The sequence below is a fragment of the Rhizobium sp. SVR5-9E genome, from assembly GCF_056755095.1.
The window spans coordinates 1-19,295 of record NZ_JBNDHS010000102.1 but is presented as its reverse complement, the minus strand read 5'-3'; the positions used below and the strand labels follow the sequence as shown (position 1 = coordinate 19,295).

Below are 19,295 nucleotides of genomic sequence, written 5' to 3'. Positions count from 1 at the left end.
TGGCGTCGGACGTGAAGCTGGACCTGTCCATGCGGATCGCGCGCCACGGAGACCACGCCGAGGTGGCACTTGCTGCCGAGGTGTCTGTCGTCGCGGCTCTGCCGTGCGCAGTGGATGGGCCAAACCTGACCGTTGGTCTAGAAGCTGTGAATACGCCTTCTTCGGATGGTCCCCAAGCAGCAGATAGGCAATTTAAGCGGCGGGCGTGGCCGGGGCGGAAGGCGCTTGACATTGCCAAAAACCTGTTAGGGTGGAAGGTGACGAAATGTGTGAACTTGCCCCGAAAAACCGGCTCGCCTGAGTCTGGTCACCGGCCTGTGCGCCCTCGCACTTGCCGTAGCGTCCATGGTTGCCATGGCGTCGGACGTGAAGCTGGACCTGTCCATGCGGATCGCGCGCCACGGAGACCACGCCGAGGTGGCACTTGCTGCCTAGGTGTCTGTCGTCGCGGCTCTGCCGTGCGCAGTGGATGGGGTGCCTGTCAACGGTCGGGATAGTATGTACGGGGACCCGAGCGGATAATACATGGCAACATTAATTCAGGACGTAAGGGCAGAGCAGAACATCTTTTCGGCATGGCGACACGTAAAACGGAGCGCATTGTCGTCTCAGAACGATGAAATCCGTGGGGCCGCATCAGAATTCGAGCACGCTCACCAACGACATCTGCGCCGTATCATTTCTCAGCTTCGCGAGAGCCGCTTTACATTTGATCCGGTAAAAGGCGTTCTGAAAGACGCACGGAAGCGAATTGCTGCGGGAAAAGACCCGCGTCCAATCGCAATTGCTACGCTTAAGAACCGAGTGGTCCAACGGGCAATCTTACAGGTTCTACAACCTCGTGTGGCCATGGACCTTACACAGCAAGACACCCGATATGAAATACAACGTGACGAGCGTCTCGGGAGGATAAATGACGTCAATCGATCGCGGTTTGGCGTAGGAGGACTGATCTACCCATATGGAGGAGTGTCACCAGCGATCAAGCTTGTCCGTGAAGCAATTGATTCAGGTGCGAAGTACTACTATCAGTCTGATATCAAAGCTTTCTTCACGAAAATACCTACCGCGAAGGTTGTGGACTTCGTGCGCGCAGAAACCAAGGATGACGCGCTAGCTGATCTCTTCGAGAAGGGACTGGCGGTTCATTTGGCAAACGAGGACGAGCTACAGGGATATGCGAATCTCTTCCCTCAAGGCGGAATCGGGGTTGCACAGGGATCTTCTCTCTCCGCGTTTGCTGGAAACGTATTACTGTACGAGATGGACCATGAACTGAATAAGATGGGAGTCACAGCAGTACGCTATATTGACGACATTCTCATGGTTGCGAGCGATAAAGAGATCTTAGATGCGGCAATCCATCATGCGGAAGCAAAGTTAACGTCTTTTGGATTCGGGCTCTACACCCCGAGCAAAGGCAGCGACAAGGCAGCTCGAGGTGAGTGCAGCAAAGCCATCAATTTTCTTGGGTGCACCATCCAGCCTAAACGTTGTGTTCCTAGTACGGCATCAATCACACGCCTCAAAGAGGCCGTCACGAATTCACTCTCAGATTCGAAGTCAGCAATCAAAGGAACGCTTCGAACCGGCAAACTGCTCCATGCAAAGCTCTCTCGAACTGCTACATTGGATTCAATAGGGAAGAAAATCTACGGCTGGCAAAAAGCATTTGCCTTCTGCACAGACGATCAGCCGTTCAAACAACTTGATGATTTCATTAGTAAACAAATCTCAGATTATGAGGCAGCTGTAACCCGCATGCTTGCCGCAAGCGATCAAAGCACTCGAACGATGGTGTTTGGGATTCCGTCCACACAGGCGATGTTTCTTGCCGGAAAAAAGGTACGGACCCTATAGACGGTAGCGTTGCCTACTCCGCAGCCTCCCCCCGCTGCTCCACCATCACCAGCGCCTCCAGCTCGTAGCTGTACCCCTCCAGCATCTCATACGCATGCTCGATCGCCTCGATCTGGCCTTCCGCCTTGCGGATTGCATCCGTGATCGACTGGCTCCGCGCCCGCAGCATGGAGCCGAGCACGTCGGTTTCCGGACGACGGCCGAGGCGGTCGATGTGCTGGCGCACGCGGTTGCGGTGGCGCTCCAGTTCGAGGATGTGGAAGCGGTTCTTGACGATGTCGTCGGAAAGCTTGCGGCGCATGGCGGCGACCGGATCGAAGCTGCCGGGCTCGCGCTCGTCGAGGATGACGTCGTTGACGAGCCTTTCCAGCATCAGCACGCCTTCGAGGTCCTTCGGGTCGGCGAGCTCCGGGTCGTAGCCGGTATCGTCGTAGACGCGGCGGCGCACCGGGTCCTTCAAGAGTTCGTAGGCGGTCTGCAGCTTGCCGAAATGCTCCACGTCGCCGCCGGAATCCGGATGCGCCCCCTTGGCGGCCTTGCGATAGGCGCTCTTGATCGCCTGCTCGCCTGCGTCGCGGTCAATTCCGAGCATCACATAGGGATCGATCAACCCGCTCACCTGTCCTTCTGCTTTCACCTGCCCGCCCTCGCGTGACCTACCGCCTCGCGCCGGGCGCATCAAGCCCGAAGCACCCGGCCGCGCCATATTCGGCTCCGGTCGGGACAAAATTGTGGAGGGCCTGTGGATTGGCGAAGCGGATGCCCCACCGCTTTCACCCCGCCATCGACTCTCCCGTCACCCCGGACTTGATCCGGGGTCCAGTGCGCCCAAGTCCTTGGGCGCCGAAGAACCTCTTCACAAGAGACAAATGAGTCATTCACGGCGCCGACGCGCCATGGCTGGATGCCTGTGACGAGCACAGGGATGAGGTGGAGAAGGCACCCTCGCCGCCCCCTCCTCTCCCCTCGGGGAGAGGATACAAAATCTTGCCCTTGGCCATCGGCCAAGGCTTAGATTTTGTTGGTGAGGGGGAGCAACCCCGTGCACGACAAACGCCGAAAACCGAGCAAAATCAATCGGCGCCCTCCCATTTCATCGGCGCCTACCGAACCTGTGCCATCATCGCCCCGTTCCGTCACGGATACACCGCGAGGCGTCGCGGCGAGACGGGACCGGCGCCGGCTGCAGGAGAACGACGTAAGCTCCTACAGCCGGGGTCCGCAGAAAATGGTCTCCCTCCGAAACGGCGGCCAGGCGCAAATGCTAGGTCGGGTGATTTCGGGCGTGCCTGTGGGGCACACAGACGGACCGGCGGTGCCGGGATCCGAGCAGAGAGGCCGGAGTTGCGGATAAAAACCGCCGAACGGGGCGCTCGATGGTGCCACGAACAACATACACAGATGAGGCTCTTTCGAGCGCCCCGTCCGATGCTTGTGGCCCGCGCGCCATGAGCGAAATTCCAGGTCACACCACGGGCGAGAACGAGCCGCGTGAAGGAGAAGCCATGCCCAGGACCCGGCCCAGGACAAGCCGCCTGCCCCTCCCAGAGATCACCGCCGACATGCGACTGGCGCTGACGCTGTTTGCCGCGCAGGCGATGCGGCATCCGCAAACCGTCTGCCGGGTGAGCGCCTGCCGCCGCTATCGCTGCTGCACCATCGACGATCCCCGCACCGAAGAATTCCTCTGCGTCCTCCTGCTCGACGAGGACGAGCGCCGCGCCTTCGATGCCGCGCTGGCGCTTGCCGAGCATCTCTGCCTGCACGTCGTCCCCGGCGGTCTCGGCGACTGGTTCGAGCAGCGGCTGGCGGTTGGCGCGGACCCGCAGAACGTCCGGGCGGCGGTGGCGATCGTCGCAAGGATGCTGCCGAAAAGCGATGCGGCCGTGCCGGAGTTCCGTGCCTTCCTCCGGGACCGGGTGGTTCGAAAGCAGGCCGGCGCGCGGGCGGCGCAGGCCGCGCAGTGCCATTCCGGCACGGAATCCGGAAATGGGGCAGCCTCGGCCGGCACCAGTAACCACTCGTCAAGTGACTGAATCTTTGGCGTTTCCTGGCTCGAATGCGGGCGTGCCACAATATTGCCGCTTGCTTTTTGACCGAAATGCTGTCACCAACTACGGCACTCGGGCATTAGCATGCCGGTGACTGGACAGATGTGGTAAAGCCTTCCATGACGGAAGGCGGCGCGGGATCAACCCCGCCTGCGTAGACGTTCTTTCCCCGTACGTGACTTCTCCGACTGACCCTTCGTTCCGGTCTGACGGGACGAAAGCGAAAGCCGTCCGCTTCCTCTCGGGGGGGTGGATAATAAAACAGACTAAGGGAAAAGGACTATCCCACATGGCCACCAAAGGCGTCGTAAAATTCTTCAACCAGGACAAGGGTTTTGGTTTCATCACTCCGGACGGCGGCGCCAAGGACGTATTCGTCCACATCTCCGCTCTCCAGGCTTCCGGCATCCAGTCGCTGCGCGAAGGCCAGCAGGTCACGTTCGACACCGAGCCGGACCGCATGGGCAAGGGCCCGAAGGCCGTAAACATCCAGGCCAACTGATCGGCTTGACGAACGGCGCCTCTCGGGGCGCCGTTTTTGCTTGGGAGCTGCTCGCAAAGCCGCACCCGAGACGGAATGCTAGGCGCTCAGGGCTTCTGCTCGCCTCGCGCCGGCAAGATCCACCGCCGCGAAGGCCGCGGCAATCACCTCCGGCCCAGCGCCTGCCTTCGCCGCATCGGTCGACAGGATCTGCCGGTAGCGCCGCGAGCCCGGCAATCCGGTAAATAGCCCCACCATATGCCGCGCCACGTGCTGCAGCCGCCCGCCGCTTGCGATATGCCGCGCGGCATAGGCCATCATGCGGTCGCGCAGCCCCTCCCAGTCCGGCTCCGCCGCCGGTGCGCCGAAGAAGCGGTGATCGGCATCCGCAAGGATACCGGCGTTCTGATAGGCCGCCCGCCCCAGCATCACCCCGTCGACATGCTCGAGATGGGCGGCAGCTTCGTCGAGGGTCTGGATGCCGCCGTTGATGCCGATGAAGACCTCCGGCCAGCGCGCCTTCATGCGGTAGACGATATCGTAGTCGAGCGGCGGGATCTCGCGGTTCTCCTTCGGGCTCAGGCCCTTCAGCCAGGCCTTGCGGGCATGGATCCAGATCGCATCGGCTCCGGCGTCGAGCACCCGCGTCAAGAGTTCCGGCAGCGCCTCCTCCGGCTCCTGCTCGTCCACCCCGATCCGGCACTTCACCGTCACCGGCACGGTGGCGACGGCCTTCATCGCCGCAACGCACTCCGCCACCACTTCCGGCGTCAGCATCAGGCAGGCGCCAAAGGTCCCGGATTGCACCCGGTCGGACGGGCAACCGACATTGAGATTGATTTCGTCGTAGCCGTAGGGCGCAGCGATCCGCACCGCTTCGGCAAGCTTCGCCGGATCCGATCCGCCAAGCTGCAAGGCCACCGGATGCTCCTCGGCATCAAACGACAGCAGCCGCTCCCGCGGCCCGTGAATGATCGCATCCGCCACCACCATTTCGGTATAGAGCAGCGCGTTCCGGCTGATCTGCCGGTGGAAATACCGGCAGTGGCGGTCGGTCCAGTCGATCATCGGTGCCACGGCAAAAACAGGGCGCTTGTAAATCATCGATTTCTATCTTCCCTGCTTCCAAAGCCTTCGCCACTTGGCGTGAGTACCAATAACTCAACCGCCTATATGGCGAAGATCTTCTGGATCACAAGCTGTAAAATGCTGGACCCCAAGCGCTTGGACGATCCCAAGCGAATTGCCCATTCCCTAGAAAGCCAGCTGAACCTTCATGTTGCGGCTTCGATCGCCAGCCGCTTCGAAAGCCGCGACCGCGTCGTCCAAGGGAAACAAGCCCGTCAACAGAGGCTTCAGATCAACCCGTCGCGCATTGATGAGATCGACAGACAAGGCGAATTCCTCATGGAAGCGGAAGGTGCCTTTCATTTCGATCTCCTTCGCCACCACTATATTCTGCGGTATCGCGATATCCCCTCCCAGGCCGAGCTGGACGAGGGTCGAACGCGGCTTCAGGACTTCCAGTCCCGACCGGACAGCCCTTTCGTTGCCGGATGCCTCGAACTGCACGTCGAAATAGCCCTTGTTTGTCGAATAGGCGTCGAGCGTCTGCGGATCATCGGCGACATTGATCGCGCGGTCGGCGCCGATCGACAATGCCTTCTTGAGCACGGCGTCCATCACGTCGGTGGCAATGATTTCGCGGGCGCCGTGGGCCCTTGCCGCTATGATCGCAAGCGCGCCGATCGGTCCGCAGCCGCTGACCAGAACACGCTTGCCAAGAAGCGACCCGGCACGGGCGACGGCGTGGAGCGTCACGGCGAAGGGTTCGGCCAACGCGGCCTCGTTTATGGATATGCCCTCGGCAACCTTATGGCATTGCCATTCCTCGGCAACGAGGCGCTGACGGAAGGCCCCCTGAATGTGCGGCATCGGCATGGCGCTGCCGTAGAAACGCATGTTCAGGCAGTGATTCTGGTGTCCCTTGAGGCAGTATTCGCAGCTGCCGCACGGCCTGCTCGGCGAGATGGCGACCCGGTCACCGGCTGCGAGGCGGGATACACCTTCGCCGACCGCTTTGATCGTACCGGCGACCTCATGGCCGAGGATCATCGGTTCGCGGATACGGATAGCGCCAAACCCGCCATGATTATAGTAGTGCAGGTCGGAGCCGCAGATCCCGCCAGCTTCGATGGCGATCGCAACCTGACCAGACGCAAGCGCTTCTTCTTCTCGCTCTTCGAGCCTGAGATCCTTGGCTGCGTGAATGACAACGGCTTTCATGACTTCACCTCGGCAACCTGAAGAAGCGGCTGGCAGCTACCGTCCTTAGACTGCCAGAAGCAGCAGCACGTAGGCAATGACCGTCACCATCAAACCGCGGAAGGCGAGTGTCACGCAACGGTATTTACTGCGCGCAATCGCGGAGAGGATGTCGGCGTTGTTCAGATATTCGTCGAAGAGGTAAAGCTCGTCCCGGCGCAGAGCCGCGTCCCACAACCGGGGCCGGTGTTTGCTCCACGCGCCCCAGAAAAGCGAGGTCGACGTGTTCACGTGGCGCGGCAGGACCACCAGGATGGCAGATATGATCGAAAACACCGAGGCACCGGCAAGCAATCCGGAGAAAAGCATGCTTTGTGGCGTGCCATGCAGATACCTGTCCCATGCAAAAACGCCCCGCACCTCGCTGGAGCTCACGAGAAAGGCGAGCATGAATGTAAAGATATAGGCCGCTTTCTGGTCGGATATCTTCACCTGGTCGTAAAAGATATCGTTGATCTTCTTGATGTGATCGAAATACTCGGCGCTGATGTCCTCCGTCGAGGCATGACTCTTCATCAGCTCGCTCGCACTTTCAAAATCCGTCACGTTCTTTCCCCCACAAAGTGTTTCCCTGATATTACACTTCACAAGCAAAGCAATAGCACGCGTGCAACGCTCCTTGACTTTTCAACTTCAGAGAGACAAACGCTTTATACATGAGGGGAAAATCTATCAATTCGGCGGTCGCCGCTACGGCGTTGTGTCTGGCGGCATTTTTTGTTGCGTCTCCGGCGGTGCCGGAGCCCATGCGGCGCCCGGCGCCTGCAGCTGGCTCTGTCATCGACCGCAAGATCGGCGAGGAAGTTCGATTCGTCGACCTGTCGAACTGGCAAAACGTCGATCTGCACCAGGATCTCCTGGGCGGCGACGTGCTGCGCACCAATGCCACCGGCCAGCTTGCAATCCTTTTCGCCGATCGCACGCAAGTCCGCCTCGGCCGGAACTCCTCGCTGCAGGTCAAGAGGATGGCGCCGACTGGCGAAACGATCCTCAATCTCCAATCCGGCACCATGTGGGCCCGCGCCCAGCGCGGCGGGCAGGGCCTCACGGTCGAGACTCCCGCAGCCGCCGCCGCTATCCGCGGCACCGACTGGACCTTGACGGTGAAGGGCGACCAGACGTCGCTCATCGTGCTGGAAGGCCGCGTCGAGCTGAAAAACGAGCACGGCAGCGTCGAAGTCGGGCAAGGCGAAGGGGCTGTCGCCACCATCGGACAGGCGCCGCGCAAGCTCGTCATCGTCACCCCCGACGATCGCGAACAAATGCTGTTTTACCTGACGCTGCGCAGCGGCTTCACCTTTATGCCCGCCTCGCCTTTTCCCGTGCAGAAAATGCGCAGTGAGCGCAGCCGCATCGAAGCGAAGGCTCCGGCGGCAAGAAGCGCCGAGGAATGGCTGACGCTTGCCGAAGTGCAGCTTTCCCTCGATGGCCGGCAGAAGGCGCTCGAATCGCTGGCGAAAGCCCGCGCCGAGAAACTTTCTGCCGCCCAGCGCGCCCGCGCCGACCTGATCGAAGCGCTGATCGCCGGCGCCGAAAAACGTTACGACGAGGCCGCCAGATTGTTCTCGCGAGCCCAACCGGCACTCGACCCGGAACGCCGCAGCATCGCGGCCTATGGCGGTTATTATTCGCGTTCGCTACGCGATCCGAATCATGCCGAAAAGCCGCCGGCGAACGTCACCGGCCCCTACGCCGCGGTGATGAAGGCCTATACCGCCGGTTTCCTGGAGGACATCCCTGCCGCGATCGAGACGATGAAGCAGGCGGAAGCGCGGTATCCGAACGATTCGACCTTACCCGCCTTGCGGGCGCAGCTGGCGATGCTGATCAACGACCGCATTCAGATGAAGGAGGCGATCGATCGATCGCTGTCGATTGATCCCACCGATCCCACTGCGCTCCAGGCCCGCGCCCGCATGCGCGCCGATTTTGAAGGCAATCTCGATGACGCGCTCGAGGACCTGAACGCTGCGATCAAGGTGGCGCCAGGCTCATCCATGGCCTGGAACGACCTTGGCTTGCTGCAGGATGCGCGCGGCGCGCCGCGCGAAGCTGAAGCCGCACTCAAGAAGTCCATCGAACTCGATCCCGACGACCCGATCGGCCACGCAAACCTCGCGATCCTCTATCTCGACCAGTCTCGCATGAAGGAGGCAAAGCGCGAAATCGACCTTGCTCTTGCCGCCGACCCGGCCTTCGATATCGCGCTTCTGGCGCGCGGACGCTACTACCTGCAGACGGGCGAGATGGACAAGGCGATCGACGACCTGCTGGCCGCCTCGACCGCAAATCCCGCCTATTCGCAAGCCCAGCTGATGCTCGCTGCCGGTCATTACGAAAATGGCGATCGCGACCCGTCGAACCAGGCGCTCGACAACGCCGATCGGCTCGACAAGAACGATCCGGTGATTTCGAACTTTCGCACCGCCGTCGCCATCGACGATTACGACGCGGACGGCGCCATCCGATATGCTCAGGAGTTCCTGCGCCGGTCCAAGGCTCGCGGAGGCCATTACGGCTCGCTGGGCGCCAACCAGGACGCCGGATCGACGCTGAACAACGCCTTCCGTCTGCAGGGGCTGAACGCGTGGGGCCGCTACTATGGCGATGCGGTGTTCGATCCCTTCGCCGGCAGCGGATATGTCGACCAATCGATCCGCGGCAATATCAGGCCGTTCGCCAATACCGAGATCTTCGACGACGAGATTGATCTCTACAAGCTCACGTCGAACAGCTTCTCCTCGCTGCTGCAAGGGCTGCTGCTGGATCCGCATATGCTGTCGGGACGATCCCGTTCGGCCAATCTTCTGAGACGGCCATTCCTGGAAGGCTCGCTCGGCGCGGGCGTCATCAATTCCGCCGGGGAAACCAAGCCGATCGGAGAGGCTGAAATTCAAGGCTTTGCCAATGAGCCCTTCCCAGTCAGCGGCTTTGCGAATGTTACGTGGGATGAGATTCCGACGGAAGGCCAAGACCGCTCCTTTGCCGGCGGCGGCCTCGGGCCGGTCAACTCCAGTGGTGACATTCGCACCCTGTCGGGCAACGCCTATCTGACCGCCACGCCAAATCCCGATGATCGTTTCGTGCTCTATGCAAACCACGCCGATGGCAAAATAGATCAAGACCTGGCGATCCCATTGGCACCCTTTGAGCAGAACGGCGACAGCGATACGAAGGCGACGGCGGCTGGCCTTGGCTGGAGCCATACCTTTGGCTACCGCAATGTCTTGAATGCTGCCGCCTTCTATACAGACGCAGACCAAGATCTTAGGCAGGTGGTTACTTTTCCACTGGTAGCAGAGAGAATCGCTAGCGCTTCGCAAAAAAGCTACATCGCTGCCATCAATCACCTATACGGCGATGACGAACTCACTTGGCGATATGGCATTGAAGGCGGTTTTGTCGATGTGAAGGCAACAGACGAGTTCGCTGGCATTCCGCTCACAAACGCCGTCGATGAAAAAATCGGCATCGGAAGGGCTTACGTCGACCTACTTCACGAGATAACACCCGATCTTAAGGCGGAATATGCCCTTTTTGGCACTCTCATGGATGGAGAGACGGTTGACTCCAGCCGGCTAGAGCCGCGCATCGGCGTGGCCTGGGCGCCCGCCGATGGCCAATGGTTGCGCGCCGCATTCATGCGCCAGAGCTTCGACTTCGGCTCGCCCACGCTTTCGCCTATCGGAGTCCTCGGCCTGCAATCCAACGTGCCGTTTATCGGTATCGACGGCTACACGGACACGATCGCCCTGCAATGGGATGCGCAATGGACAGACTACCTGTTTACGACCGTCGACTACCAGCATCAGGAAATTCGCGACCTCAACCTGGCCTATCCGACAGGCGCGCCCTTCATTTTTCTACCTCCGCTCGTCTTCACTACCGGCACCGCGATTGATGATGGCCGCATCGATCGCGTGAGTGCCACCACCAACATTGCCTTAGGGTATGGATTCGGAGTGTCGGCAACCGTCGCCTATGCGGATTCGAAGGACAACGATCCCACGAGCCCGACATTCGGAGGATCACTCCCTTACGTGCCGGAGAAATCCGGGCAGTTGGCTCTCACCTGGGTCAACGAAGTCAATGTCAAGGCCACCGTGGCGGCAAACTATGTCGGCGAGCGTGAGGGCATTGACGCGTTTTTGGGCGAAGTCCATCTCGACGACTACTGGACGCTCGACGCCAATCTCATCTGGGAACCGCTCGACAAGCGCTTTGCCCTGGAGGCCGCCGCTTTCAACCTTCTCGACGACGATTTCGAGGTGGCGCCGGGTGTCCCAGGCTGGGGCCGCGCGGTCAAAGCCAGCCTCAAAGTCCGCTTCTGATGATTGCGCCGGCGGAACCCGGGCGTCGGTTACGCCAACCCGGCTGGCCGTTCAGCAGCCGGCCGGTGCGGCTGGCGGTGCTGGTGCTTGTAACGCTCATCACGATCTCGCTGCTTTCGCGTTTGCCAGCCTGGACGCTGCTGGAACTGCGAACGTTCGACTATCTTTCGACGGCCGATGATCCGTTGCCGCCTGCGGACGCACCGGTGATCGTGGCGATCGACGAGCCGTCGCTTGCGGAGATCAATGCGCAGTGGCCCTGGCCGCGCAGCCTGCATGCCCGGTTGGTCAAGCAGTTGCGCGCCGCCGGCGCCAAGGCGATCGGGCTCGACATCATCATGGCCGAGCCGTCTTCGCCGGAAAACGATGCGGCGATTACCGCGGCCGTCGGGCCGGATGTCGTGCTTGCCGGCGACGAGACGCTGATCCAGACACCGCAGGCCGACCAGCTGGTTCGCGCCACGCCATTGCCGCAACTGACCGAAGCGGGGGCGAGAACAGGCATCGCCTCGATCACCCTCGGCGGCGACGGAGTATTCCGCAATATCCCGCCTTATCCCGATGGCTTTGCCATTACCCTGGCGCAGGCAGCCGGCAAAGCCACCGGCGACCTGCCTGCCGATGCTCTCATACAGTCCTTCGGACCGGCGCGGAGCTACCCGACGGTGTCCTATTATCAGGCGCTCGATCCTGAGAATTTCCTGCCGGAGAATTACTTCAGGGACCGTGTCGTGCTGGTGGGGCTAAGCCTTCAGAACGCGCCGGAAATCGACAAGGGCGGCGCCGATGCCTTTGCGACGCCCTATACAGTGCATACCGGCAAGCTGGTCGCCGGCGTCGAGATCCAGGCGACGATCTACGACAACATCGTACAAGGCCTTTCAATCGACGAGGCTGGGCTGCCTCTCGTCGCGTCTGCTATCCTCGTTGCCGCCGTGCTTGCGGCATTGACGGTCTGGCGCTCGACAGGATGGCGGACCCTGGCCGCGGCAGCGGTCGCCATCGGCGTCTTTGCGGCGCTGAGCTATGTCGGTATCCGCTTCGGTCACATCTTCGTATCGCCGCTCGGACCGAGCGTTGCCTATCTCTCCGTCGCGTTCGGGCAGGCCGCTTTCGACTTTGCCGAAGAGCGTCGCACCAAAAGGCAGATCACCCGCGCCTTCTCGCAGTATATCTCCCCTGATCTCGTCAAGCGGCTTTCCGAGGATCCGTCACAACTGAAGCTCGGCGGCGAGCGGCGCACGCTTTCGGTCCTGTTTTCCGACGTCCGCGGCTTCACGACCATCGCCGAGACGCTGAAGGACGATCCGGAGCAATTGACCGGCCTGATCAACCGCCTGCTGACGCCGCTCTCCGACGTCGTGATGGACCACGGCGGGACGATCGACAAATATATGGGCGACTGCATCATGGCCTTCTGGAATGCGCCGCTCGACGACCCGGACCATGCGCTGCATGCCGTGGCGGCCGCGCTTGCGATGCAGGAGGCGATCGCGGCCCTCAACAGGCAGCTCGAGGCGGAGGCGGCGGCAAGCGGCGGGACGGCGCATATGCTGAAGATGGGCGTCGGCATCAACACCGGCGAATGCGTCGTCGGCAACATGGGCTCGAACAGGCGGTTCGACTATTCCTGCCTCGGGGATTCGGTCAATCTGGCCTCGCGGCTGGAAGGTGCCTCGAAGAACTACGGGGTTGCCTTGCTTCTCGGCGAGCAGACCGCAAAAGACGTGGCCGACAGATACATGATCGCCGAGCTTGACCGCGTGGTCGTCAAGGGCAAGACCGTGCCCGCGCCGATCTTCACGGTCTTGCACCATGCCGATGCTGCCGCCCTTGCCGCGCATCAGGCTTTCGTCGAGGCGAAATATGCCGGGAAACTTGCTCCGGACGATCCCGCCTTCGACGCACTGCCGAAGATGATCCCCGAACTTGCGGCCTATTACATGATCGTTCAGGCAGAGATTTCGGGTTATGAGGGATAATCGCCGGGAGCGCTTCCCCCGCTTGCGATTTTCCGTTTAAGATCGCGGGACTCAAATAACAGCAAGAGCCGTCCGATGTCTGTAAGCCCCGCCACCGTCATCCCTCTTCCTCAGCCCGTCCTGCTTCCGATCGAAGGCAGCAGCGACCTCTTCCCGGTGCGCAGGGTCTATTGCGTCGGACGCAATTATGCCGATCACGCCATCGAGATGGGCCATGATCCGAGCCGCGAGCCGCCTTTCTTCTTCCAGAAGAACGCCGACAACCTTCTCCCGCCCGGCAAGCCCTTTCCTTATCCGCCGCTTTCGAACGACGTGCATTACGAGGCTGAATGCGTGCTGGCACTGAAGTCCGGCGGCCAGGACATTCCTGTCGATAAGGCGCGCGACTGCATCTATGGCTATGCCGTCGGCATCGATTTTACCCGCCGCGACCTGCAGGCAGAGGCAAAGAAGCTCGGCCGCCCGTGGGAAGTCGGCAAGGCCTTCGAATTTTCGGCGCCAGTTTCGGCCATCGTGCCCGCAAGCGGCCTCGGCCATCCGGATGCAGGCCGCATCTGGCTCGACCACAACGGCCAACGCGTCCAGGACGGCAATCTCAATCAGATGATCTGGAAGGTGCCGGAAATCATAGCCGAGCTTTCCAAGCTCTTCATCCTGGCGCCGGGCGATGTCATCATGACCGGTACGCCGGCAGGTGTGGGCGCCGTCAAGAAGGGCGATCGCGTCGAATGCGGCATCGACGGAATCGCGACGCTGTCCGTGTCGGTCGCCTGAGGAGGTTGCCATGCCCCTCTACGCGCTTGGAGGATGGTCGCCGAAACTGCCAGCGCGCGGGCTCTACTGGATCGCGCCGGATGCGCATGTGATCGGCAAAACGGAGCTTGGCGAGGGCGTCGGCATCTGGTTCGGCGCCGTACTTCGCGGCGATAACGAACCGGTGAGCGTCGGCAGGAATACGAATATTCAGGAAGGCGCCATGCTGCACACCGATCCGGGCTTTCCGGTGACGATCGGCGAAGGCTGCACCATCGGCCATCACGCGATCATCCACGGCTGCACCATCGGCGACAACTCGCTGATCGGCATGGGGGCGACGATTTTGAACGGTGCCAAGATCGGCAATAATTGCCTTGTGGGCGCCAACGCCCTGGTGACGGAAGGCAAGGAGTTTCCGGATGGCTCGCTAATCGTCGGCTCGCCCGCCCGCGTGCTGCGGACGCTCGACGAAAAGGCGATCGAGGGGTTGCGGCGCTCGGCGGAGAAATATGTCGCCAACTGGCAACGCTTCGCCCGCGACCTCAAGCGGATCGACTAGCCTCGCGTTTCCGGACGGCAACCGCCTTCTCAAGAATTGCGCTAGGCGGCGCAGGTCTCGCAGAGACCCCGGATCTCGATCGTGGTCTTCTCAGCCTTGAATTTCTTGCCGCGCGTCCAGTTCATCAGCCGGTGATCGACCTCGTGGTCGTGGAACTCGATGACATGCCCGCAGCTTTCGCAGATCGCGAAGGCAACGGTGCCGTGGCTGTGGCAGTTCTCGTCGGGATGAGCGCAGGCGACGAAGGAATTGATGCTCTCAAGCCGGTGCACGACGCCGTATTCGAGCAGCTTGTCGAGCGCGCGATAGACCTGCAACGGCGCGCGAAAGCCGTAGTCGCGCAATTTGTCGAGGATCGTATAGGCGCTGAGCGGCCCGTCGGCCTTTGCAAGCACGTCGAAGACCAGCGCCTGGTTCTTGGTCAGTTGCGGTGCGTTCATGAGCCCTGTCCTTGCGCTTCCTTGCGCCCCAGCCGCGGCAGCAGGGTGAGGATGAACAATATGAGTGCCGCGACCACGATCGACGGACCGGACGGCGTGTCATAGGTGAGCGAGCCGAACAGGCCGCCGACGACCGCGACCGCGCCGATCAGCGACGCGAGAACCGCCATGACCTCCGGCGTCGGAGAGAACCGGCGAGCCGCAGCAGCCGGAATGATCAGCAGCGACGTGATCAGCATGATGCCGACGATCTTCATGGCGATGGCGATGACAACGGCCATCAGCAGCATGAAGAAGAGCCGCGCCCGCTCCGGCTGCAGCCCTTCCGCCTCCGCGAGTTCGGGATTGACGGTCGAGGCAAGCAGCGGCCGCCAAAGCCATGCGATGGCGGCGACAACGACGAGCCCGCCGCCCCAGATCAGCGCGATATCGGTCTTCGAGACGGCAAGGATGTCGCCGAACAGGAAGGCGATGAGGTCGATCCGCACCCAGGTCATGAAGGCGACCATGACGAGGCCGATCGCGAGCGTCGCGTGAGACAGGATGCCGAGAAGCGCGTCCGCGGACAGTGCCTGGCGCTTCTGCAGGAAGAGCAGCAGGATCGAGACCGTCGCCGCGACACTGAAGACCGCGAGCGTGAGGTTGAACTCAAAGAGCAGAGACAGCGCGACGCCGAGTAGCGCCGAATGGGCGATCGTATCGCCGAAATAGGCCATGCGCCGCCAGATGATGAAGCAGCCCAGCGGCCCGGTGGTGAGCGCCAGCCCGACGCCGGCGAGGATGGCGCGGACGAAGAAATCGTCAAACATGGCGCTCTCCCGCATGGTCATCGTGATCGTGACCGGAATGATCGTGATCGTGATGATGGCCGTCACCCGGATGGCAGTGTTCGGTCACCGAACCATCCGAATGCAAGACGCGGCCACCCGGCAGGTGTGTGTGGTCGTGATGGTGACTGTAGACGGCAAGCGTTTTTGCCGCGCGGCTGCCAAAGAGCCGGACATATTCCGGGCTCTGGCTCACCGCCTCGGGCGTACCGCGGCAGCAGACATGGCCGTTTAGGCAGATGACAGTGTCCGTCTCGGCCATGACGACGTGAAGGTCATGAGAGATCAACAGGATGCCGCAGCCGGAGGAGTTGCGGATCTGCTTGATGAGGTCGTAGAGCGCAATCTCGCCGGAGAAATCGACGCCCTGAACAGGCTCATCGAGCACAAGCAGATCGGGCTTGCGGGCAATGGCGCGGGCCATCAGCGCCCGCTGGAACTCACCGCCGGAAAGGTGCTGCACCTCGGCATTCAGCATATGGGCGATGCCCGCCGCTTCGAGCGCGGCAATCATATCACCCTCCGGCAGCGGACCGGTGAGCGTCATGAGACGGCGGACGGTGAGCGGCATCGTCCAGTCGATGGCGAGCTTCTGCGGCACGTAGCCGACCCTCAGACCGCTTGCCCGTTCCACCGTGCCCTCGTCGGGCTTCAACACGCCGATTGCGGCCTTGGCGCTGGTCGACTTTCCGGATCCGTTCGGACCGATCAGGGTGACGATCTCTCCGCGCGCGACGGAGAAATCCACGCCGCGAACGAGCCAGCGACCGCCGCGCCGGACGCCGACATTGCTGAGGGAAACCAGCGGCTTCGAGGCAGAGGTTGCGCGAAATAACATCATATTTTCCGAGACTGTGGTTGCTTCCTGCTATCGCACACGTTATAGCATTACGCAATTGATGTAATAACATTACAGCAGTAATTCAACCGGAGCATGAACATGAAATTGGCCAGGAGCCTTTTCCTCGCGATCCCCGCGTTGCTGATCGCGCGGGCATCCCAGGCAGCCGATGCGCCGGTTGTCGTGACGTCGGTCAAACCCATCCATTCGCTGGTTTCAGCGATCATGGAGGGCGTCGGCACGCCGGAACTGATCGTCGACGGCGCGGCCTCCCCGCACACCTACAATCTAAAGCCCTCAAACGCCCGCATTCTGCAGGATGCCAAGGTGATCTTCTGGGTGGGGCCGGGCCTCGAGGCATTTCTCGAAAAACCGCTGGAATCGCTGGGTGCCAATGCAAGCATTGCCGAACTGGAGAATGCGCCGGGCCTCGTGAAGCTGAAGTTCCGCGAAGGCGGCGCCTTCGAACCGCACGATGACGGCGACGAAGCGGACGCTGGCGATGATCATGACGAGCAGGCGGATGGCGATCACGATCACGGTCATGGCGAATTCGACACGCATCTGTGGCTCGACCCGATGAATGCCAAGGCGATGGCTGAAGAGATCACCACCACACTGGTTGCCGCCGATCCCGCCAACGCGCTCACCTACCAGGCCAACGCTAAGGCACTCGACGACAAGCTCGACGCACTGGACGCGGAAATCAGCGGCATCGTCGCGCCGGTGAAGGACAAGCCTTTCATCGTCTTCCATGATGCCTACCAGTATTTCGAGCACCGCTATGCGGTCCGCGTTGCCGGCTCCATCACGGTAAGCCCGGAGACCATCCCCGGCGCCGAGCGCGTGTCGGAAATTCACAAGAAGGTTGCCGACCTCGGCGCCACCTGCGTCTTCGCCGAACCGCAATTCGAGCCGCGCCTCGTCGATGTCGTCATCGAAGGTACGAAAGCGAAGCCCGGCGTTCTCGATCCGGAAGCAGCAACACTAAAGGCCGGTCCCGATCTTTACTTCACGCTGATGCGCGGCATTGCCAACAGCATGAAGGATTGCCTCTCGCGCGCGAGCTGAGCGGCGTTACATCGCGGGCGAACGGAACTGCGAAAGCGAGCCTGAGCAGAGAGAAGCATCATAAGGTGGCAATGCCCACCTCGCGCAGCTTGCGGCCCGAAGGAGCCGTGGCAAAAGCCTCTGACCGGCAAGGAACGCGTGCTCTTCGCGCGCTTCGATTGACAGGATCAATTATCTGACCTAAGTCAGATAATATGGCTTATGATCCTGTCTCTCGTGTTCGTCGCTTTAACCGTGCCGTCACCTCCGAAGTCGGCGCTCTCGATACGTCCTTCCTCGGACGCGGCCGTCCGCTGGGCGCAGCTCGCGTCCTCAATTCGATCGGCCAGGGGCAATCGGATGTTGCGGTGATCCGCGACTATCTCGGTCTCGACTCGGGCTTGATGAGTCGTCTGCTGCGCAGTCTGGAAGAGGAGGGTCTCATCGAGACGGTACCGAATCCTCAGGATGCCCGCCGCCGCGTTGCCAGATTGACCGAAGCCGGCCGTTCCGAGTTTCAGGCTTATGAAGCGCTTTCCAATGCGCAGGCGAAGGCGCTTCTGGCGCGCCATTGCCGCCCTGAAGAGCTGCTGCGCGCCATGGATATTGTCGCTTCCTCGCTTAGACGTGACCAAATCACACTTGAGGTGAAGGACCCTCGGCACGAGGACGCCAGGTATTGCCTGAACGAATACTACGCCGAACTTGCACGCCGCTTCGAGAAGGGGTTCGATGTATCGCTTTCTCGCGATCCCGACGCCGACGATATGATAAGTCCGCGCGGTGCGTTCCTGGTGGCAATGTCAGATGGCCTGCCGATCGGCTGTCTTGGGTTGAAAGGCAGTGGCGGCGAGGTCGCGGAGATCAAAAGACTCTGGGTCGCTCCATCTGCGCGTGGGCTTGGGCTCGCAAAACGTCTTATGACGGCCGCCGAGAGCATCGCCCGTGAGCTGTCCGTTAAGGTTCTCCGGCTGGATACGAATAGTGCGCTGCCCGAGGCAACGCAGCTTTATCGAGGAACCGGCTGGAATGAAATCGACCGCTTCAATGATGACCCATACCCGGACACGTTCTTTGAAAAGCGCCTTTAAACGAGAGCGGCGCTAGCGAGGCATTGTCGGTGCCGCTCGACCCGCGACAGAGGCGAGAGGGCGGCTCATCGCGCAATCCTCACCTCTGTCGGTAAGTGGCACTCACGACTTTAGTTCGGAAATAAAAAGGGGCGGCAATCATGCCGCCCCTTATCTGATCAGCCGGTATTGGCACCCTTACTGGGCGGCGATGATGCTCGTGATGATGCCGGTGGCGACGCCAACGAGCAGGAAGTCGTTGTCGGCCTTCACCCAGTGATAGCCGCGCGGCGGAGCCGACAGGCGATAGCGGCGATAATCGCGGACCTCGGCCATATGACGGCGTTCGGCGGCAGTCATGCGGTGCCCCTTCGTCCAGCGGTACTTCTTGACCACGACCGTCTTGTGGACGTCCTTATGAACGTCCTTATGGACGATCACAGGGCGGCGATTGTCGTTGGCGCTGGCTTCCGAAGCAACGATCGGCGACAGCAGGAAGGAGGCGGAGAGAAGAGCGGCGAAGAACTTTTTCACTGGGGTTTCCTCGTGTTGAACACGCCCCGAAATTACCTCCAGAAAGATGAACCGAATCTGAAATTTAAATTAAACTTCTGTAATCCAAATAAAGATTTATCAAAACTTACTAATGTTGAATATAGGAATTACCTAACCTGTCTCTTATACACATCTCCGAGCCCACGAGACTACGCTGCATCTGGGGG

The 19,295-nt window shown here is 61.0% G+C and carries 17 protein-coding genes; 9 read left to right on the top strand and 8 right to left on the bottom strand.

Annotated elements, in window-relative coordinates; all coding sequences use genetic code 11:
* Positions 1-525: 525 nt before the first annotated feature.
* Complete coding sequence (locus ACPYOJ_RS29230; RefSeq protein ID WP_481419363.1) at positions 526-1,860, top strand: reverse transcriptase domain-containing protein; 1,335 nt, start codon at positions 526-528, stop codon at positions 1,858-1,860.
* A gap of 13 nt (positions 1,861-1,873) precedes the next feature.
* On the opposite strand, the gene ACPYOJ_RS29225 is transcribed toward ACPYOJ_RS29230, so the two are convergent.
* Positions 1,874-2,452 carry a J domain-containing protein gene (locus ACPYOJ_RS29225; protein WP_481419364.1) on the bottom strand — a complete coding sequence of 193 codons (579 nt, stop codon included), beginning with the start codon at positions 2,450-2,452 and terminating at the stop codon, positions 1,874-1,876.
* 856 nt (positions 2,453-3,308) lie between these two features.
* Here ACPYOJ_RS29225 and ACPYOJ_RS29220 point away from each other — a divergent pair.
* Entirely contained in the window at positions 3,309-3,896 is a 588-nt protein-coding gene (locus ACPYOJ_RS29220) for a hypothetical protein (protein ID WP_481419362.1), read from the top strand.
* Positions 3,897-4,200: 304 nt separating this feature from the next.
* Positions 4,201-4,413, top strand: coding sequence for a cold-shock protein (locus tag ACPYOJ_RS29215; protein WP_168830985.1), 213 nt, complete (start codon positions 4,201-4,203; stop codon positions 4,411-4,413).
* A 78-nt stretch (positions 4,414-4,491) separates the two neighbouring features.
* Here ACPYOJ_RS29215 and dusA read toward each other — a convergent pair whose 3' ends face one another.
* The 3 genes from dusA to ACPYOJ_RS29200 form a co-directional block, all read right to left on the bottom strand.
* Positions 4,492-5,496 carry a tRNA dihydrouridine(20/20a) synthase DusA gene (gene dusA / locus ACPYOJ_RS29210; RefSeq protein ID WP_481419361.1) on the bottom strand — a complete coding sequence of 335 codons (1,005 nt, stop codon included), beginning with the start codon at positions 5,494-5,496 and terminating at the stop codon, positions 4,492-4,494.
* 150 nt (positions 5,497-5,646) lie between these two features.
* Positions 5,647-6,678: an L-idonate 5-dehydrogenase gene (locus ACPYOJ_RS29205; protein WP_481419360.1), complete on the bottom strand. Its 1,032-nt coding sequence runs from the start codon at positions 6,676-6,678 to the stop codon at positions 5,647-5,649.
* Positions 6,679-6,723: 45 nt separating this feature from the next.
* A complete protein-coding gene (locus ACPYOJ_RS29200) occupies positions 6,724-7,263 on the bottom strand; it encodes a Pycsar system effector family protein (protein ID WP_481419359.1) in 540 nt (179 codons plus the stop codon).
* A gap of 110 nt (positions 7,264-7,373) precedes the next feature.
* Here ACPYOJ_RS29200 and ACPYOJ_RS29195 point away from each other — a divergent pair, with 110 nt between their 5' ends.
* From ACPYOJ_RS29195 to ACPYOJ_RS29180, 4 genes are all read left to right on the top strand, one after another.
* A complete protein-coding gene (locus ACPYOJ_RS29195) occupies positions 7,374-11,048 on the top strand; it encodes a FecR domain-containing protein (protein WP_481419358.1) in 3,675 nt (1,224 codons plus the stop codon).
* Positions 11,048-13,030 (top strand): CHASE2 domain-containing protein, encoded by a 1,983-nt coding sequence (locus ACPYOJ_RS29190; protein WP_481419357.1) that lies wholly within the window; start codon positions 11,048-11,050, stop codon positions 13,028-13,030. Before ACPYOJ_RS29195 ends, ACPYOJ_RS29190 begins: the two co-directional genes overlap by 1 nt.
* Before the next feature lie 75 nt (positions 13,031-13,105).
* The gene (locus tag ACPYOJ_RS29185; protein ID WP_481419356.1) at positions 13,106-13,804 is read left to right on the top strand and encodes a fumarylacetoacetate hydrolase family protein; all 699 of its coding nucleotides are present in this window, start codon (positions 13,106-13,108) and stop codon (positions 13,802-13,804) included.
* Between the two features lie 10 nt (positions 13,805-13,814).
* A complete protein-coding gene (locus tag ACPYOJ_RS29180; RefSeq protein ID WP_481419355.1) occupies positions 13,815-14,345 on the top strand; it encodes a gamma carbonic anhydrase family protein in 531 nt (176 codons plus the stop codon).
* A gap of 41 nt (positions 14,346-14,386) precedes the next feature.
* On the opposite strand, the gene ACPYOJ_RS29175 is transcribed toward ACPYOJ_RS29180, so the two are convergent.
* From ACPYOJ_RS29175 to znuC, 3 genes are read right to left on the bottom strand one after another with little or no spacing between them, the layout of a single operon-like run.
* A complete protein-coding gene (locus ACPYOJ_RS29175) occupies positions 14,387-14,785 on the bottom strand; it encodes a Fur family transcriptional regulator (protein WP_481419354.1) in 399 nt (132 codons plus the stop codon).
* Entirely contained in the window at positions 14,782-15,594 is an 813-nt protein-coding gene (znuB, locus tag ACPYOJ_RS29170) for a zinc ABC transporter permease subunit ZnuB (protein WP_481419353.1), read from the bottom strand. The genes ACPYOJ_RS29175 and znuB overlap by 4 nt, the downstream gene beginning before the upstream one ends.
* Positions 15,587-16,450, bottom strand: a complete 864-nt coding sequence (gene znuC, locus ACPYOJ_RS29165; protein ID WP_481419352.1) for a zinc ABC transporter ATP-binding protein ZnuC — start codon at positions 16,448-16,450, stop codon at positions 15,587-15,589. Before znuC ends, znuB begins: the two co-directional genes overlap by 8 nt.
* A gap of 102 nt (positions 16,451-16,552) precedes the next feature.
* Between znuC and ACPYOJ_RS29160 the strand changes: the two genes are divergently transcribed.
* Complete coding sequence (locus tag ACPYOJ_RS29160; protein WP_481419351.1) at positions 16,553-17,524, top strand: zinc ABC transporter substrate-binding protein; 972 nt, start codon at positions 16,553-16,555, stop codon at positions 17,522-17,524.
* 194 nt (positions 17,525-17,718) lie between these two features.
* Positions 17,719-18,594 (top strand): GNAT family N-acetyltransferase, encoded by an 876-nt coding sequence (locus ACPYOJ_RS29155; RefSeq protein WP_481419350.1) that lies wholly within the window; start codon positions 17,719-17,721, stop codon positions 18,592-18,594.
* 177 nt (positions 18,595-18,771) lie between these two features.
* Here ACPYOJ_RS29155 and ACPYOJ_RS29150 read toward each other — a convergent pair whose 3' ends face one another.
* Positions 18,772-19,107, bottom strand: coding sequence for an RcnB family protein (locus ACPYOJ_RS29150; RefSeq protein WP_481419349.1), 336 nt, complete (start codon positions 19,105-19,107; stop codon positions 18,772-18,774).
* Positions 19,108-19,295: the final 188 nt, after the last annotated feature.

Excerpts from the sequence above, each read along its gene's own strand:
- ACPYOJ_RS29190 (WP_481419357.1), top strand. The coding sequence starts at position 11,048 with ATGATTGCGCCGGCGGAACCCGGGCGTCGGTTACGCCAACCCGGCTGG.
- ACPYOJ_RS29215 (WP_168830985.1), top strand. The coding sequence starts at position 4,201 with ATGGCCACCAAAGGCGTCGTAAAATTCTTCAACCAGGACAAGGGTTTT.
- ACPYOJ_RS29195 (WP_481419358.1), top strand. The coding sequence starts at position 7,374 with ATGAGGGGAAAATCTATCAATTCGGCGGTCGCCGCTACGGCGTTGTGT.
- znuC (WP_481419352.1), bottom strand. The coding sequence starts at position 16,450 with ATGTTATTTCGCGCAACCTCTGCCTCGAAGCCGCTGGTTTCCCTCAGC.
- ACPYOJ_RS29155 (WP_481419350.1), top strand. The coding sequence starts at position 17,719 with ATGGCTTATGATCCTGTCTCTCGTGTTCGTCGCTTTAACCGTGCCGTC.
- ACPYOJ_RS29180 (WP_481419355.1), top strand. The coding sequence starts at position 13,815 with ATGCCCCTCTACGCGCTTGGAGGATGGTCGCCGAAACTGCCAGCGCGC.
- ACPYOJ_RS29185 (WP_481419356.1), top strand. The coding sequence starts at position 13,106 with ATGTCTGTAAGCCCCGCCACCGTCATCCCTCTTCCTCAGCCCGTCCTG.
- ACPYOJ_RS29230 (WP_481419363.1), top strand. The coding sequence starts at position 526 with ATGGCAACATTAATTCAGGACGTAAGGGCAGAGCAGAACATCTTTTCG.
- ACPYOJ_RS29220 (WP_481419362.1), top strand. The coding sequence starts at position 3,309 with ATGAGCGAAATTCCAGGTCACACCACGGGCGAGAACGAGCCGCGTGAA.
- dusA (WP_481419361.1), bottom strand. The coding sequence starts at position 5,496 with ATGATTTACAAGCGCCCTGTTTTTGCCGTGGCACCGATGATCGACTGG.
- ACPYOJ_RS29225 (WP_481419364.1), bottom strand. The coding sequence starts at position 2,452 with ATGCTCGGAATTGACCGCGACGCAGGCGAGCAGGCGATCAAGAGCGCC.
- ACPYOJ_RS29160 (WP_481419351.1), top strand. The coding sequence starts at position 16,553 with ATGAAATTGGCCAGGAGCCTTTTCCTCGCGATCCCCGCGTTGCTGATC.
- znuB (WP_481419353.1), bottom strand. The coding sequence starts at position 15,594 with ATGTTTGACGATTTCTTCGTCCGCGCCATCCTCGCCGGCGTCGGGCTG.
- ACPYOJ_RS29175 (WP_481419354.1), bottom strand. The coding sequence starts at position 14,785 with ATGAACGCACCGCAACTGACCAAGAACCAGGCGCTGGTCTTCGACGTG.
- ACPYOJ_RS29205 (WP_481419360.1), bottom strand. The coding sequence starts at position 6,678 with ATGAAAGCCGTTGTCATTCACGCAGCCAAGGATCTCAGGCTCGAAGAG.